Here is a 15,110-nt window from a genome sequence, read left to right as displayed (position 1 = left end):
ATCCCTCGTGGTGTATTTCGTTCAGCGGGTCAGCTTGCGGTGGATGCGGTGGGGCCTGGAGGCCTCCTCGCCCAGACGCTTGACCTTGTTCTCCTGGTAGGCCTGGAAGTTGCCCTCGAACCAGTACCAGGAGGCCGGATTCTCGTCCGTGCCCTCCCAGGCCAGGATATGGGTGGCGATACGGTCCAGGAACCAGCGGTCGTGGGAGATGACCACAGCGCATCCGGGGAAGGCCAGCAAGGCATTTTCCAGACTTTCCAGAGTCTCCACGTCCAGATCGTTGGTGGGCTCGTCCAGCAGGAGCAGGTTGCCGCCCTGCTTGAGGGTGAGTGCCAGGTTCAGCCTGTTGCGCTCTCCGCCGGAGAGGACGCCAGCCGGCTTCTGCTGGTCCGAGCCTTTGAAGCCGAAGGAGGCCACATAGGCGCGGGTGGGCACCTCGACGCCGCCGACCTCGATGAAGTCCAGCCCTCCGGAGACCACCTCCCAGAGGTTCTTGTTGGGGTCGATGCCCTCGCGGTTCTGATCCACATAGGAGATCTTGACCGTGTCGCCGACCTCCAGGGTGCCCGAAGTCAGCGGTTCCAGGCCCACTATGGTCTTGAAGAGCGTGGACTTGCCCACGCCGTTGGGGCCGATGACGCCCACAATGCCGTTTCGAGGCAGGGTGAAGCTCAGGTCGTCGATCAGGACGCGGTCGCCGAAGGCCTTGTGGATGTGCTCGGCCTCCAGCACCTTGGAGCCCAGGCGGGGCCCCGGCGGAATCTGGATCTCGGAGAAGTCCAGCTTCTTGTTGTTCCGCGCCTCGTTCTCCATCTGCTCGTAGCGCTCCAGACGGGCCTTGTTCTTGGCCTGCCGGGCCTTGGGTGAGGAGCGGACCCATTCCAGTTCGCTGTTGAGACGCTTGGCCAGCTTGGCATCCTTCTGGCCCTGGACCTCCAGACGCTTGGCCTTGGTCTCCAAGTAGGTGGAGTAGTTGCCCTGGTAGGGGTAGAGGTGGCCACGGTCCACCTCGCAGATCCACTCAGCCACGTTGTCCAGGAAGTACCGGTCGTGGGTCACGGCCAGGACGGCGCCCTTGTAGGTGTGCAGGTACTGTTCCAGCCAGAGGATGGACTCGGCATCCAAGTGGTTGGTGGGCTCGTCCAGCAGGAGCAGGTCGGGGGCCTCAAGCAGCAGCCGACATAGAGCCACGCGGCGGCGCTCGCCTCCCGAAATGACCGAGACCGGGGTGTCCGGGTCGGGGCACTGCAGGGCATCCATGGCCTGGTCCAGCTGGGAGTCAAGGTCCCAGCCGTTGGCGGCATCGATCTGCTCCTGAAGCTGGCCCATCTCGGTCATGAGGGCGTCGTAATCGGCGTTGGGGTCTGCCATCTGCTCGCCGATTTGGTTGAAGCGGTCCACCTTGCTCATGATGTCGCCGAAGGCCATGCGAATGTTCTCGCCGACGGTCTTGTCATCGTCCAGCGGCGGCTCCTGCTGGAGGATGCCTACCGTATAGCCGGGGGTGAGCTGTGCCTCGCCGTTGCTGACAGTGTCCAGGCCGGCCATGATCCGCAGCAGGGTGGACTTGCCCATGCCGTTGGGGCCCACCACGCCAATTTTGGCGCCGGGCAGGAAACTCAGGGTCACATCGTCCAGGATGACGCGGTCGCCGAAGGACTTGCGCGCCTTGATCATCTGATAAATGAATTCGGCCAAGAAGCTACCTCACAGAACCATAGAAAAGACAGTGCAAACTGCATTCATGGTAGTGGGAACTTCTGACTTATGCGCCGGGCTGATAAGCAAGGTCAGTCAGGCGGATGGCCACCTATAAACAAGACCTATGACCAGACCCTGGTTCTGCCGCCGTAGTCGGGGTAGCCTTGAGTCGACGTTCCCGCCCGGTATGCGCAGGTCAAGGAACGCCGGATGGGCCTTTGCCGGCTTGGGCGGGTCCCTTCCCATCGCTGTGCGCATGAGGAACGGGCCGTCGGCTCTATGACGGTCGTAAGGGAGTATCGATGACGGTAAAACAGCAACAGGGTCGGGTTTCCGCATCTCATCGGTTGCGCTGGAGGCCGCTTGACATTGCGGTCGGTGCCGGCCTGGGCGCGGTGTCGGGGTTGATTTACTGGTTGGCCAGCCTGCTCGCCTCGTGGATATTCCCGCTGATGACGGCCCTTCTTCCCGGGGCGGCGGCCCTTTTGCATGGGGTCTTCTACTTTCCCTGTACCCTGTCCCTCTTGATACTGCGCAAGCCCGGCGCGGCCGTCTATGTCGGCATCATCAGTGTCCTGGTCGAGATTCTGCCTGGCAACGCCTATAACGTGCCGATGATTTTGGTGGAGGCCATCGTTGAGGCCCTTTGCGCGGAGCTGGCCTTCGGAATATTCCGCTACCGCCGGTGGACCCTGGGAACGACCGTTCTGGGGGGTATCCTGATAGCCTTGGTCTATAACGCTTTTCTCCTGGCCTTCTACTATCAGGGGGTCTCCCTCCTCAGCCCGAGGGGGATCATCGGCACCATCTGCGAGCTGATCAGTGGAGTGGTTCTTGCTGGACTGGTCAGCTGGTTCCTCTTCCGGGCCATCGGCAGCACCGGTGCCCTGGATCGGCTGGCATCCGGGCAGGATGTCAGGCAGGTCTGAATATCGGCATCCTCGCCAAACCGACTGTATTGACCATATGTTTAATGACTCGGTGTTTCTTGTGCAGCTGTGACAAGGCCCATACCGGGCAGGAAGGGTCCTACTATGACCAAGCTTCGTTCCTACATCGCAGCAGTGGTGCTTCCGCTCGTCCTGGCAGCGGGCGCCTGTGGCACCTCCCAGGCTCCCCAGGAAGACCGGGTCGACCCACAGGCCGCCATCAGCGTCAACAATGCCGAGCCTACAGCTCCCCTGATTCCCTCCAGCACCAACGACACTGCGGGCTGGAAGGTGGTGACCCAGCTCTTCGATGGTTTGGTCACCTTCGATGCCAAGGGCGGGATGACCCTGGTTCAGGCCAAATCGATTACTCCCAATGAGGATGCCAGCCGGTACACGATTGTCCTCAAGCCGGGGCTTACCTTCAGCAACGGGGAGAAGATCACAGCCAAGACCTATGCGGATTCCTGGTCCTTTGCGGCGAATGCGGCCAATGGACAGCTGGGGGCCTCGGCTTTTTCGACCATCGCCGGGTACCAGCAGGTGCAGGATGAGCATGGCGACCCCAAGGCCCCTCTATCCGGTCTTCGGGTGGTTGACGACCTGACCCTGGAGGTGACCATGGACAAGCCGGATTCCTCCTTCCCCTACAAGGTGGGAGATGTGGCCTTCCTGCCGCTGCCGGCATCCGCCTACAAGGACATCAAGGCCTTCGGCAGGAAACCGATCGGGAACGGGCCCTACCGCTTCAAATCATGGGTACCCAATCAGGGTATTAAGCTGGAGAAGGACCCCTCATACAAGGGACCGCGCAAGGCCCGTAACGGAAGCCTGGAGTTCAGAGACTACCAGAGTCTTGATGCCGCCTATGCCGATGTCCAAGCCGGCCACCTGGACGTGCTCGATACGGTTCCGGTCTCCCGTTTGAAAACCTTCCATACCGATTCGGGCCTGCAACCCTTGATCAAGCCGGGGCCGGCCTTCCGGTCGCTGACCATTCCGCAAGGTCTGCAGCATTTCCAGGGGCAGGAAGGCGCCCTTCGCCGGGCGGCACTGTCATATGCCCTGGATCGCGCGAAAATAGCGGACAAGGTCTTCGCTGGCTCAGTTACGCCGGCCACTGATTTCCTTGCCCCGACCATCAGGGGGCATGCCTCCGACATCAAAGGCAGGGAGGTGCTGGACCACGATCCGGACCTGGCCCGCAAACTCTGGAAGAAGGCTGACGCCATCGCTCCTTGGGAGGGCACGCTTCGCATCGCTTACAGCGCCGACGGGACCGACAAGGACTGGGTTGATGCGGTTCTGCATGAGTACGCCCAGGTTCTGGGCATCAAGACGGCACCGAATATCTTCCCGACGGGTAAGGAATTCAATACGGCGGTTCATAACCGTCAGGTCAACAGTATTTTCAATTCGGGCATCACCTCGGACTATCCCCACCCCGAAGGCTACCTGGTTCAGGGATATGCCTCCAGCCAGGCCGATGGCAAGGGGCTAAATAACGGGGACTACAAGAGCGCGGAATATGATGCCATTCTTTCCTGCGCCGCGTCCAAGACCGATCAGGAAGAAGCCATGCAGGATTACCGCCAGGCCGAGGCCGTCCTCTTCAAGGATCTTCCGGTGCTGCCCCTCTGGTACAGGAAGGTCTCTGCAGTGGCCGGAAAGCAGGTTCGGCAGGCTCCTTTCGGATACATGGGTCTGCCTGTCTACAATCAGGTCACCAAGTAGGTCCGACGACCCGGACCTGGCTGATGACGAGTCGTTTTGATACCATGACTCTGGCCGATATGTTCGGCGCGGGGCCTTAGCTCAGTCGGTTAGAGCAAACGACTCATAATCGTTCGGTCCAGGGTTCAAGCCCCTGAGGCCCCACACAAACAAGCCCTCGGGACCTTCTAAAGGTTCCGGGGTTTGTTTATGGATAGATTCAATCGGGTAAGATCAAAATCTCTTATCTCAAAGTCAAATGGGAAACTTGGCGCAACACTGGTTCACGTCTTCGATGACTGCCAGTGGGCTGGTCAGGGTTTTGTACCCCGAACTTTCTTGATAGTCTTAGTAGAAGGACAGCCCCGGCTATTGTCGGGGCCATCCTCTCGTCGCCTAGCTCTAGCATCCATGATTCACCGATGCAATATGTATGGCTTCACATGTAAGCCGGGGGAAAAGAGCTAGGCGCGTTTTTTATGTCGGATCATAGAGCACCCTCGGTGTATATCCACTTCTCGGTGCCCCAAATGTGCATACGTAGACAGCCATAAGATCTGTGCACGTGACAATGATCCGGAAGCGTTTCCGTAGAACCGCTAAGTATGAGAATTTATCAGGGAAAAGAATACGGGACGAGCTCGAGTGGGAGCCGTCGGCATATGCCGGGAAACTATACGCATGTACATCTCCTCTGAGACTGAAAATAATTCAGCCCCTGTAGGTCCATCGTGTATACGTCCCCCGTATATCTGTTTTCAATCATACACCCTGGAGGGGGTGTGTCAAAGCTGAGCAGGGCGAGCCTAGGTGCTCTGATCAGGGCCTACAGCGGCATTGCGTATCGTATGCAAATAGCGGTAGACGCTGGGGGAGGAGATCCCGAGAGCCTGGGCAACCGTGTCCACTGAGCCCTTGACCAGAAAGACTCCTGACCCATCCAGTCGTGTAATAAGCTGCATTCGCTCCTGCAGGTTCATCCTTGCCGGAGAAATACCAAGCTCTGTGGCGAACTTGTCGATATTATGCGTAACCACTTCGTCTGCGTTGACGGAGAGGACTTCATGGACCGATTGGTCGGTTCCGGTCTCGGCCTCCGGTTCTTCTGGCGTGGCCTCATTGTCTTTCATTTCGGCAGTGGGATCGGCCAGTCCCAGAGCGTCCAGATAAGCGCTTGCCCGCCTGAGCTCTTGGCTGGCCTGTCGAAAGGCGGAATTGTCAAAATTGATGCAGAGAAAGCCGATCACCCGTCCTCTGGAATTCCGCACGAACAGGGTGGAGGAGACCACGGGATGCCCCTGGATGGTGTAGCCAGCATAATGGGTCAGATAGTCATGCCGGTCGTATTCGTGGTTCTGCCAGATATGCAGGACCAGGTCGGTGGCTGGGCTGCCTATGGTGCGTCCGCTCAGATTGCCGTTGGCGATGGCAACCACCGAATGCGAGAAATCCTTGACATTCTGAAGCACCACTTCCGTCTTGGGCCCGAGGATTTTGCCCAGGAAGTCCACTAGCGGGACGAAAAGCTGCAGAGAAGATGAAACGGGCTTTGATGCACTCATTCTGTCACCCCATCCACTGACTAAAGCCAGATAGTACCATCGCTGCTCTGGTATTGGACGCAGACACTCGGGCGGAGCCCACGGCTGTAGACTGGCGGAAGGTCGCTGCGAGCGCATCTGCACCGGATGAGAGGTTGACTAATGACATACGATTTCACCAGCATCATGGATAGGCACGGCAAGGACGCCATTGCTGTAGACGGCCTGGGTGCCGAGCCTGGATTCGCCCCCGAACCTCCCAAGGAGGGCTTCGATGTCATTCCCATGTGGGTGGCCGATATGAATTTTCCTACGGTGCCGACCATACCCGAGGCCATCATCGAGCGTGCCAAGCATCCTGCCTTCGGCTATTTCAATCCCACTGACGAGTACTACGATGCCATCATCAATTGGCAGCGCACCCGCAATGGTGTGGAGGGCCTGACGGCCGAGGCCATCGGCTATGAGAACGGGGTCCTGGGCGGTGTGGTCTCGACTTTGACTGCTTTTGCTGCTCCGGGTGATGCGGTGCTGCTCCACAGCCCGACCTATGTCGGCTTTACCTCCTGCATCGAGAACAACGGCTACCACATCGTGCACAGCCCCTTGAAGAAGGACGAGCAGGGTGTCTGGCGGATGGACTTCGAAGACATGGACCGCAAGCTCAAGGAGAACAACATCCATGTGGCGGTCTTCTGCAGCCCGCACAATCCCTGCGGCCGCGTCTGGGAGAAGTGGGAGATCGAGAAGGCCATGGAGGTATATAAGGAGAACGACTGCGTGGTCATCTCCGATGAGATCTGGTCGGATCTGATCCTGTCGGGCCACAAGCACATCCCCACCCAGTCGGTCAGCGAGGATGCCCGCAACAGGACGGCTGCCTTCTATGCACCCAGCAAGACCTTCAACCTGGCCGGGCTGGTCGGCTCCTACCACATCATCTACAACAAGTACCTGCGCGACAGGATTGTGGCCAAGGGGTCCAAGGCCCACTACAACGACATGAACGTGCTGTCCATGCATGCCCTGATCGGAGCTTACAAGCCCCAAGGCCAGGAATGGGTGGATGAACTCCGGCAGGTCCTGACCGGCAATGTGGACTACGCCTACGGTTACTTCCGGCAGCATTTTAAGGGAGTCGAGCTTTCCAAGCCCCAGGGCACCTACATGCTCTTCCTCGATTGCACGCAATGGTGCAAGGACCATGATCTGAGTCTGGATCAGCTGCTGAAGCGGGCCTGGGATGTGGGCGTGGCCGTCCAGGACGGGCGACAGTTCAAGGCTCCCTGCGCCATCCGTATGAACCTGGCCCTGCCTTTGAGCCGTGTCCAGGAGGCCATGGATCGTCTGGACAAGTACGTCTTCAACGCCTGAATGATCCCTTGATGATCATGGACCCTCGCTGTCGGGCGGAACCGATCGGCGGGGGTCCATCATATGCGGGCGAATCCTTGCTACAGAATCACTGGAATTGCATGCCGCCGTCCACAATCAGGGTCTGTCCGGTTACGTAGTCGGAGTCATGCCCGGCCAGGAAGGCTACTGCATTGGCCACATCCTCCGGCTCGGAAAGCCGTCCCAGGGCGATGCCGTCCGAGAAGGTGGACATGCCCCACTCGTCATCCTTGCCGGCGTTGACCCCGACCTGATGAGCGATGTCCATCATCATGGGCGTCTTGACAATGCCGGGGGCGTAGGCGTTGGCGGTGATGCCTTCCTTGGCCAGATCGCGTGCAGCCACCTGGGTAAGGCCGCGGATGGCGAACTTGGTGGAGGAGTAGAGCATCAGGTTGGGGTTGCCCACCACGCCTGCCTGGCTGGTGGCGTTGATGATCTTGCCCCCGTGGCCCCGATCACGGAAGGCCTGAACGGCGGCCTGCATGCCCCAGATGGTTCCTGCTACGTTGACGTGGTAGACCTTGTCGAACAACTCCGGAGTGATGGACTCGATGGGTGTGGTCGGACCCAGACCGGCGTTGTTGACAATCACGTTGAAGTCCCCCAGCTTGGTGGCGGTCTTCTCGACGGCCGAGCGCACCTGGACACGGTCGGTCACGTCCAGGGTGACGGCCATAGCCCGTCCGCCTGATTGATTGATGGAGTCGGCCACTGCCTGGGCCTTGTCCGTATTCATATCCGCCACGGCCACGGCGAACCCGTCCTTGGCCAGACGGCGGGCAATGGCCTCGCCGATTCCCTGAGCCGCCCCTGTAACGAACGCCACTTCCTGCTGCATTGCTGCCCTCCTTTGTCGCCTCGCCGGGCCGGTCGGTCCGACTGTTTGATTCTAGAGGACGCTCGACCGGCCACCTCGGTTGATTGATTCGGCGTGTGGCGCAAGGGTGCCGTAATCTCTTCGGGTTGCGCTAGACTATTATGCGGTTGCCGGTTCACGTCCGCCACAGGGGCGGTCGACCCGGGGCCCTTGGATCTAGGAGTAACCATGAAGCAGGGAATTCATCCCGATTATCATCCCGTTGAGGTCACGTGCTCGTGCGGCAATACCTTCATCACCCGTTCGACCGCTCCCGGCGATCATATGACGGTTGATGTCTGCTCGCACTGCCACCCCTTCTACACCGGCAAGCAGAAGATTCTGGACACCGGTGGTCGCGTGGCTCGGTTCGAAGCCCGTTACGGCAAGAGGACCAAGTAGCACTTCCAACGCCAGTCCCTTCCGGGTCGCTCTGCTATGCCCGGTGGGGACTGGCGTTTTTTATGACTTGAACCATGCGGATAAGCGGACGGGAAGGGTGCAGATGAGCGAGGAGCAGTTTCCGGCGGCAGTGGCTGCCGTCGAGGAGTACGGTCGCCTGGAAAAGCAGATGAGTCAACCCGAAACGGCTTCAGATCCGGCGCAGATCCGCAAGTTGGGTCGCAGACATGCTGAGCTTGCTCCCATCGTTGAAGCCTATAAGGCCTACCAGAGCGCCTTGGAAGACAGCCAGGCGGCCGAGCAGATGGCACGGGAGGATCCTGACTTCGCGCAAGAGGCCAAGGCCATGGCTGACCGGATACCGGACCTGGAGCAGACCCTGCGCACCGCTCTTATTCCGCGCGACCCCGATGACGGCCGCGACACGATCATGGAGATCAAGGCCGGCAGCGGCGGCGAGGAGGCGGCCCTCTTCGCCGGCGATCTGATGCGCATGTACGTGCGGTATGCCGAAAAACGTGGCTGGACCACCGAAATCATGAGTGAGAACCGTACCCAGCTGGGCGGTGTCAAGGATGCCCAGCTGGCCATTCGCGCTCGCGGCCAGGTGGCTCCTGCCGACGGCGTCTGGGCTTCACTCAAGTACGAGGGCGGCGTCCATCGGGTCCAGCGTATTCCCGTCACCGAGTCCCAGGGCCGCATTCAGACTTCAGCCGCCGGAGTCATCGTCTTTCCTGAGGCCGACGAGGACGACGACGAGATCGAGATCGACCCCAAGGACCTCAAGGTTGACATCTTCATGAGTTCCGGCCCGGGAGGACAGTCCGTCAATACCACCTACTCGGCTGTGCGCATGACCCACATTCCCACCGGCATCGTGGTCTCCATGCAGGATGAGAAATCCCAGATACAGAATCGCCAGGCTGCCCTGCGGGTGCTCAAGTCCCGTCTGCTGGCCATGAAGCACGAGGAGGAGGCCGCCCAGGCCGCCGACATGCGCCATTCCCAGGTCCGTTCCCTGGATCGGTCCGAGCGTATCAGGACCTACAACTTCCCGGAGAGCCGGATCGTGGACCACCGAACAGGCTATAAGGCCTACAACCTGGAACAGGTGCTGGACGGCGACCTGCAGGCCGTTATCGACTCCGATATTCAGGCCGACGAGGCCCGCAGAATGGCATCACAGGGGTGAATCAGCAGGAGCATGGGACCAGTATGGCTGAGCTGGTCGATAGGGGCCATCGCCTGCTGGCCCAGGCCGGTGTGCCTACGCCGCTCAATGATGCCAGGCTGCTGCTGGCCGATGCCCTTGGATGCGATCTTCATCAGCTGGATCAGGCCCTGCTCTTGGACCGGACAGCTGAGGAACTGCTGACGAATGAAGGTGGTCGTAGACAGGCTGATGGTTTTCAGTCGGCGGCCCTGGACCGTTATCGGTCCCATCTGCAACGGCGGGCCGGACGCGAACCCCTGCAGTACATTCTTGGCCATGCCTACTTCCGTTATTTGGATCTCCGCCTGGGACCGGGGGTCTTTATTCCCCGTCCTGAGACCGAAACGGTGGTCCAGGCGGGAGTGGATGCCTTGACCAGGGTGGATCATCCACTGGCAGTGGATCTGTGCTCGGGCAGTGGGGCCATCGGCCTGTCCCTGGCCACAGAGGTTCCAGGAGCGCGGGTCCGGGCCGTGGAGGTCGACAAGGAGGCGTATCGGTGGGGCGCCTTGAATGCCGCCGCTCAGGAGGCCGCCATCCGGGAGGTTGGATCCGATTATCAGCTGATGCTGGCCGATGCCGCAAATGCCGCCACCCTGTCTGATCTGGATGGCCGGGTGGATCTGGTCATCAGCAACCCTCCCTACGTCCCCATGGATGCGATTCCCAGCCAGCCTGAGGTGCGTGACTGGGATCCGGACCTGGCCCTCTATGGGGGTTCGCCTGACGGGTGTCTCTTGCCCTGCCGCATTCTGGACAGGGCCATGGTGCTGCTGGCTCCCGGCGGTCTGCTGGTCATGGAACATGATGCCTCCCAGGGGCCGGCCATGGTCGCTGCTGCACTGGAGCGGGGGTATGTTCGGGCACGCACTCATCGGGACCTGGCTGGCCGCGACCGCTATCTGGCGGCCTGGCGGCCTGCCATGGTCCTGGGATAGATTGGTAGCTGGTCACATGAACATGTCGAGCCGAAAGGTCGTGATGCAGGGTATGAGCCGGGTGATGACCTATGACAGTCGCTCGCCGCAATTGCTGGCCCGGGTGGTGGCTGCCGGAGGACTGGCAGTCATTCCTACCGACACGGTCTATGGCATCGTCTGTGATCCATGCAATGATGCGGCCATCGATAGGCTCTTCCAGGCCAAGCACCGTCCCAGGACCAAGTCCATCCAGGTGCTGCTGGATGGGGTCGAGACCATGGACCGGCTGGATCTTAGCCTGCCTGCTCCTCTTGATCGCCTGGCTGACGAGCTGCTGCCCGGTCCCTTTTCGCCCATTGCCCTGGTAGGAAGGTCCTGCCCCTTGCGCACTCCTCGGATGGAGCCCGAGGGTCCTACCCAGGCCGTCAGAGTACCCGACTCGCCCATCTGCCGGACACTCCTGCAGGTGACCGGCCCCTTGGCTGCTTCAAGCGCCAATCGATCGGGTAACCCAAGTGTGGAGACCGTCCAGCAGGCCAGAGCCGAGCTGGGTGACAGCGTCGATCTCTACCTGGACGGGGGGCCGACCCCAGGCTCAGTGGCCAGCACGGTGGTGGAAGCCGACAGGACCGATCCTGACGGAATACACGTGCTGCGGCAGGGCGTCATCGGCGAGGCCCGGGTCCGTGCTCTTCTGTCGGGCCGGTCCAGCGGAGGGGAGGGCCAGTGAGGGTATACCTGTTCATTGCCGCCATCGCTGGCGGGGCCACCTGGCTGGTCATGCCCATGGTTCGTCACCTCGCCATCAGGGTTGGCGCCGTAGGCGTGGTCCGCGCTCGCGACGTACATAAGGTGCCCACCCCTCGTATGGGCGGCCTGGGCATGTTGATCGGCTTTGCCGTGGCCATGTGCTTCGCCTCCCGCATTCCCTTCATCACAGGCCTCTTCCAGTCCGGCCATCAGGCCTGGGTCATCCTGGCCGGGGCCGTAGCCATCTGCCTGCTGGGCATAGCCGACGACCTCTGGGACCTGGACTGGATGCTCAAGCTGGCCGGCCAGCTGCTGATTTCGGTCTTCGTCTCCTGGGGTGGTATCCAGATCATCTCCCTGCCGCTGGGATCCCTGGTGGCGGCCTCGCCCAGCCTGTCCATGGCCATCACGGCATTCCTGATCGTGGCCTCCATCAATGCGGTCAACTTCGTGGACGGACTTGACGGCCTGGCTGCAGGCATCGTGGCCATCGGGGGCATCGCCTTCGCCATCTACTCCTATATCATCGCCCGCATCTCGCCCGACTACGCCTCCCTGGCCACCCTGATCGACGTGGCCATGGTGGGTATTTGCGTGGGATTCCTCCTGCACAACTGGCATCCGGCCAAGCTCTTCATGGGCGACTCGGGATCCATGCTGCTGGGATACCTGATCACCTGCGCCTCCATTGTGGTCACCGGCCGGCTGGATCCGGCCACCATTCATGCCAGCATCTATCTGCCGGCCTTCATGCCCATTCTTCTGCCCATCCTGGTGCTTTTCCTGCCTGTTCTGGACATGTGCCTGGCCATCGTCCGGCGGCTCAGCCACGGGCAATCACCCATGCACCCCGACCGCATGCACCTGCACCACCGTATGCTGCGCATAGGCCACACGGTTCGTTCCGCTGTCCTTATTCTTTGGGGCTGGGCCGCCCTGATCGCCTTCGGCTCACTCTTTATTCTTTTCTTCCGACTGAGATATGTCTTGATCGGTCTGGCTCTGGCCGCCATACTGCTGACCTTCGCCACCCTCTACCCCTACTACCGCCGTCGACTTCCCGAGATCAGGCGCGAGAACGCCCTTCTCGCCGCCCAGGGCTCGCAGCATGCTGCCAGACCGCCTTGGCATCGCAGGAGCCGCCACGATAACAATGAGGACAGCTGATTCGCTGGATGAAACAGTACGGACACGATACTCTTAACGGTCAAGAAGCACTTGTAGCATGGTGCTATGGCTATGGAAAACCCACAAAGCGAACCCTCCTCCTACACTCAATTGCCCGACGCCTTCCAGAAAATCGGTCTGGCCTATGACGACGTCCTTCTGCTGCCCAACGAATCCGATGTCATCCCCTCCGAGGTAGACACCACCACCCGGCTGACTCGGAACATCACCATGAGGTCCCCGGTTCTTTCGGCCGCCATGGACACGGTCACCGAGGCCGCCATGGCTGTGGCCATGGCCCGTAACGGCGGCATCGGCGTCCTCCACCGCAATCTCAGCATCGAAGATCAGGCCAATCAGGTCGACATCGTCAAGCGCTCCGAGTCCGGCATGATCTCCGACCCCCTGACCGTCACCCCGGATGCCACGCTGACCGACCTGGACAAGCTCTGCTCCACCTACAAGGTCTCCGGTCTGCCTGTGGTGGATCGTCGGCAGCGGCTGGTGGGCATCATCACCAACCGTGACATGCGCTTCGTCAATCCCGCCGACTTCGACCGGCTCAAGGTCAGCGACATCATGACCAAGGATCACCTGATCACCGGTCCGTCCAACATCACCAAGGAGGATGCCCACCAGCTTCTGGCCAAGTACAAGGTGGAGAAGCTTCCCCTGGTCGATGACGAGGGCAAGCTGACCGGGCTGATCACCGTCAAGGACTTCGTCAAGACCGAGCAGTACCCCGAGGCTACCAAGGATGAGCGCGGCCGTCTGCGCGTGGCCGCCGCCGTCGGATTCTTCGGTGACGCCTGGCAGCGCATCACCGCCCTGGCCGATGCCGGGGTAGACATCTTGGTAGTGGACACCGCCCATGGCCACGCCAAGCTCATGCTGGATATGATTCGCCGGATCAAGGCTGATCACGCCTTCGACCATGTGGATGTGATCGGCGGCAATGTGGCTACCCGCGAGGGCGCCCAGGCACTGATCGATGCTGGAGTTGACGCGGTCAAGGTCGGCGTGGGCCCAGGCTCCATCTGCACCACCCGCGTGGTGGCTGGCGTGGGCGTGCCCCAGCTGACCGCCGTCTACGATGCCGCCCTGGCCTGCCGCCCTGCCGGTATTCCTCTGGTGGCCGACGGTGGAATTCATTACTCGGGTGACATCGCCAAGGCCATCGTGGCAGGGGCCGATTCGGTCATGCTGGGCGGTCTGCTGGCAGGCACTGAGGAGGCCCCTGGTGAGAAGGTCCTCCTGCATGGCAAGCAGTACAAGGTCTATCGGGGCATGGGCTCCCTGGGTGCCATGGCCCCTCGCGGCAAGAAGAGCTACTCCAAGGACCGCTACTTCCAGGCCGACGTCACCAGCTCCGATAAGGTGGTGCCCGAGGGCGTCGAGGGCGAGGTGCCCTACCGTGGTCCGCTCAACTACGTGCTCTACGAGCTGGTCGGCGGCCTGCACCAGACCATGTTCTACACCGGTGCCCGCACCATCCCCGAGCTGCAGCGCAAGGGCCGGTTCATTCGGATCACCGATGCCGGTCTGCGTGAATCGCATCCCCATGACATCGTCATGACCAAGGAGGCCCCCAACTACTCAGGCTTCCACAACTGAGCCTACATGGGCAGGTGATCGGCGCAGGATCTCATCAGGACCTGCGCCGATTGCATATCTCGCGCCCGTTACGGTCCGGTCGGACGGGCTGACGAATCCTCTGCCGGTCACGTGCTGGCGGTATCTTGTAATGTTCCGTCCAAGGCGGCGGAAGGAGCGATCCGGGAGGCAACCCGGATCTGAAAGGCGTACAGATGAGCGATAAGAATGATCTGACTTTCTCGGCGGAGGAATCCCGCATGATCTGGATAGACTGCGAGATGACCGGTCTGGATATCTTCCATGACGAGCTGTGCGAGGTCTCCGTGGTACCCACCGACTTCAACATGAAGGCTCTGGACAAGGGCATCGATCTGGTCATCAAGCCCTCCCAGGCGGCCCTGGACCATATGGGGGACTTCGTCAGGAAGATGCACACCTCCTCCGGTCTGATCGAAGAGATGAAAACCGGCCTGGACCTTGAGGAGGCCCAGCGTCAGGTAATCGAGTACGTCAAGCCCTTCCTGCCCAAGAACGGCAAGGCCCATCTGGCAGGCAACTCCGTGGGCTCCGATAAGAAGTTCCTCGACCGGTACATGCCCGACCTGATGGCTCTTCTGCACTACCGGGTCATCGACGTGAGCACCCTCAAGGAGCTGTCACGCCGCTGGTACCCGGACGTCTACAAGAACAAGCCGGCCAAGCATGGCGGCCACAGGGCCCTGGCCGACATCATCGAGTCCATGGACGAACTGCGCTACTACCGCTCCATGTTCTTCCTTCCGGCTCCCGGACCCGACCAGGCCCAGTCCAAGGCCGGTGCGGAACAGATTGAGCAGACCAGCCTGCTGCGCCATTACGAAGAGTCCGGCAATCCGGTCGAGGATGCCAACAAGCCCGAGAAGACCGACTACTGACAGGCGTGGC

13 protein-coding genes and 1 tRNA gene are annotated in these 15,110 nt (G+C 60.8%); 11 read left to right on the top strand and 3 right to left on the bottom strand.

Annotated features, from left to right (window positions below; genetic code table 11):
• Positions 1 to 21 precede the first annotated feature (21 nt).
• Entirely contained in the window at positions 22 to 1,698 is a 1,677-nt protein-coding gene (gene ettA / locus H3S97_RS01290; RefSeq protein WP_198219405.1) for an energy-dependent translational throttle protein EttA, read from the bottom strand.
• A gap of 305 nt (positions 1,699 to 2,003) precedes the next feature.
• Here ettA and H3S97_RS01285 point away from each other — a divergent pair, with 305 nt between their 5' ends.
• The 3 genes from H3S97_RS01285 (at position 2,004) to H3S97_RS01275 (ending at position 4,508) form a co-directional block, all read left to right on the top strand.
• Positions 2,004 to 2,630: an ECF transporter S component gene (locus H3S97_RS01285; RefSeq protein WP_198187393.1), complete on the top strand. Its 627-nt coding sequence runs from the start codon at positions 2,004 to 2,006 to the stop codon at positions 2,628 to 2,630.
• Between the two features lie 105 nt (positions 2,631 to 2,735).
• The gene (locus H3S97_RS01280; RefSeq protein WP_198219404.1) at positions 2,736 to 4,364 is read left to right on the top strand and encodes a peptide ABC transporter substrate-binding protein; all 1,629 of its coding nucleotides are present in this window, start codon (positions 2,736 to 2,738) and stop codon (positions 4,362 to 4,364) included.
• 70 nt (positions 4,365 to 4,434) lie between these two features.
• A tRNA-Ile gene (locus tag H3S97_RS01275) sits at positions 4,435 to 4,508 on the top strand.
• A 641-nt stretch (positions 4,509 to 5,149) separates the two neighbouring features.
• Here H3S97_RS01275 and H3S97_RS01270 read toward each other — a convergent pair.
• Positions 5,150 to 5,905, bottom strand: a complete 756-nt coding sequence (locus H3S97_RS01270) for a helix-turn-helix transcriptional regulator (protein ID WP_198219403.1) — start codon at positions 5,903 to 5,905, stop codon at positions 5,150 to 5,152.
• A 141-nt stretch (positions 5,906 to 6,046) separates the two neighbouring features.
• Here H3S97_RS01270 and H3S97_RS01265 point away from each other — a divergent pair, with 141 nt between their 5' ends.
• Complete coding sequence (locus H3S97_RS01265; protein WP_198219402.1) at positions 6,047 to 7,258, top strand: MalY/PatB family protein; 1,212 nt, start codon at positions 6,047 to 6,049, stop codon at positions 7,256 to 7,258.
• An 88-nt stretch (positions 7,259 to 7,346) separates the two neighbouring features.
• On the opposite strand, the gene H3S97_RS01260 is transcribed toward H3S97_RS01265, so the two are convergent.
• Entirely contained in the window at positions 7,347 to 8,120 is a 774-nt protein-coding gene (locus tag H3S97_RS01260) for a (S)-acetoin forming diacetyl reductase (protein WP_198177388.1), read from the bottom strand.
• A gap of 207 nt (positions 8,121 to 8,327) precedes the next feature.
• Here H3S97_RS01260 and rpmE point away from each other — a divergent pair, with 207 nt between their 5' ends.
• The 7 genes from rpmE (at position 8,328) to orn (ending at position 15,100) form a co-directional block, all read left to right on the top strand.
• Positions 8,328 to 8,540 carry a 50S ribosomal protein L31 gene (gene rpmE / locus H3S97_RS01255; protein WP_015022244.1) on the top strand — a complete coding sequence of 71 codons (213 nt, stop codon included), beginning with the start codon at positions 8,328 to 8,330 and terminating at the stop codon, positions 8,538 to 8,540.
• Positions 8,541 to 8,643: 103 nt separating this feature from the next.
• Complete coding sequence (prfA, locus tag H3S97_RS01250; protein ID WP_101432704.1) at positions 8,644 to 9,732, top strand: peptide chain release factor 1; 1,089 nt, start codon at positions 8,644 to 8,646, stop codon at positions 9,730 to 9,732.
• A gap of 23 nt (positions 9,733 to 9,755) precedes the next feature.
• Positions 9,756 to 10,691: a peptide chain release factor N(5)-glutamine methyltransferase gene (gene prmC / locus H3S97_RS01245; protein ID WP_198219401.1), complete on the top strand. Its 936-nt coding sequence runs from the start codon at positions 9,756 to 9,758 to the stop codon at positions 10,689 to 10,691.
• 52 nt (positions 10,692 to 10,743) lie between these two features.
• Positions 10,744 to 11,403, top strand: a complete 660-nt coding sequence (locus H3S97_RS01240; RefSeq protein ID WP_373564668.1) for an L-threonylcarbamoyladenylate synthase — start codon at positions 10,744 to 10,746, stop codon at positions 11,401 to 11,403.
• On the top strand, positions 11,400 to 12,590 hold the full coding sequence (locus tag H3S97_RS01235; protein ID WP_198187387.1) for an MraY family glycosyltransferase: 1,191 nt from the start codon (positions 11,400 to 11,402) through the stop codon (positions 12,588 to 12,590). Before H3S97_RS01240 ends, H3S97_RS01235 begins: the two co-directional genes overlap by 4 nt.
• Before the next feature lie 66 nt (positions 12,591 to 12,656).
• Positions 12,657 to 14,204: an IMP dehydrogenase gene (gene guaB, locus H3S97_RS01230; RefSeq protein WP_198187386.1), complete on the top strand. Its 1,548-nt coding sequence runs from the start codon at positions 12,657 to 12,659 to the stop codon at positions 14,202 to 14,204.
• 194 nt (positions 14,205 to 14,398) lie between these two features.
• Positions 14,399 to 15,100 carry an oligoribonuclease gene (orn, locus tag H3S97_RS01225; RefSeq protein ID WP_198219400.1) on the top strand — a complete coding sequence of 234 codons (702 nt, stop codon included), beginning with the start codon at positions 14,399 to 14,401 and terminating at the stop codon, positions 15,098 to 15,100.
• Positions 15,101 to 15,110: the final 10 nt, after the last annotated feature.

It is taken from the genome of Bifidobacterium choladohabitans (genome assembly GCF_016102005.1).
GTDB lineage: Bacteria > Actinomycetota > Actinomycetes > Actinomycetales > Bifidobacteriaceae > Bombiscardovia > Bombiscardovia choladohabitans.
The sequence above is the reverse complement of the archived record's forward strand: the minus strand, read 5'-3'. Positions and strand labels throughout refer to the sequence as shown.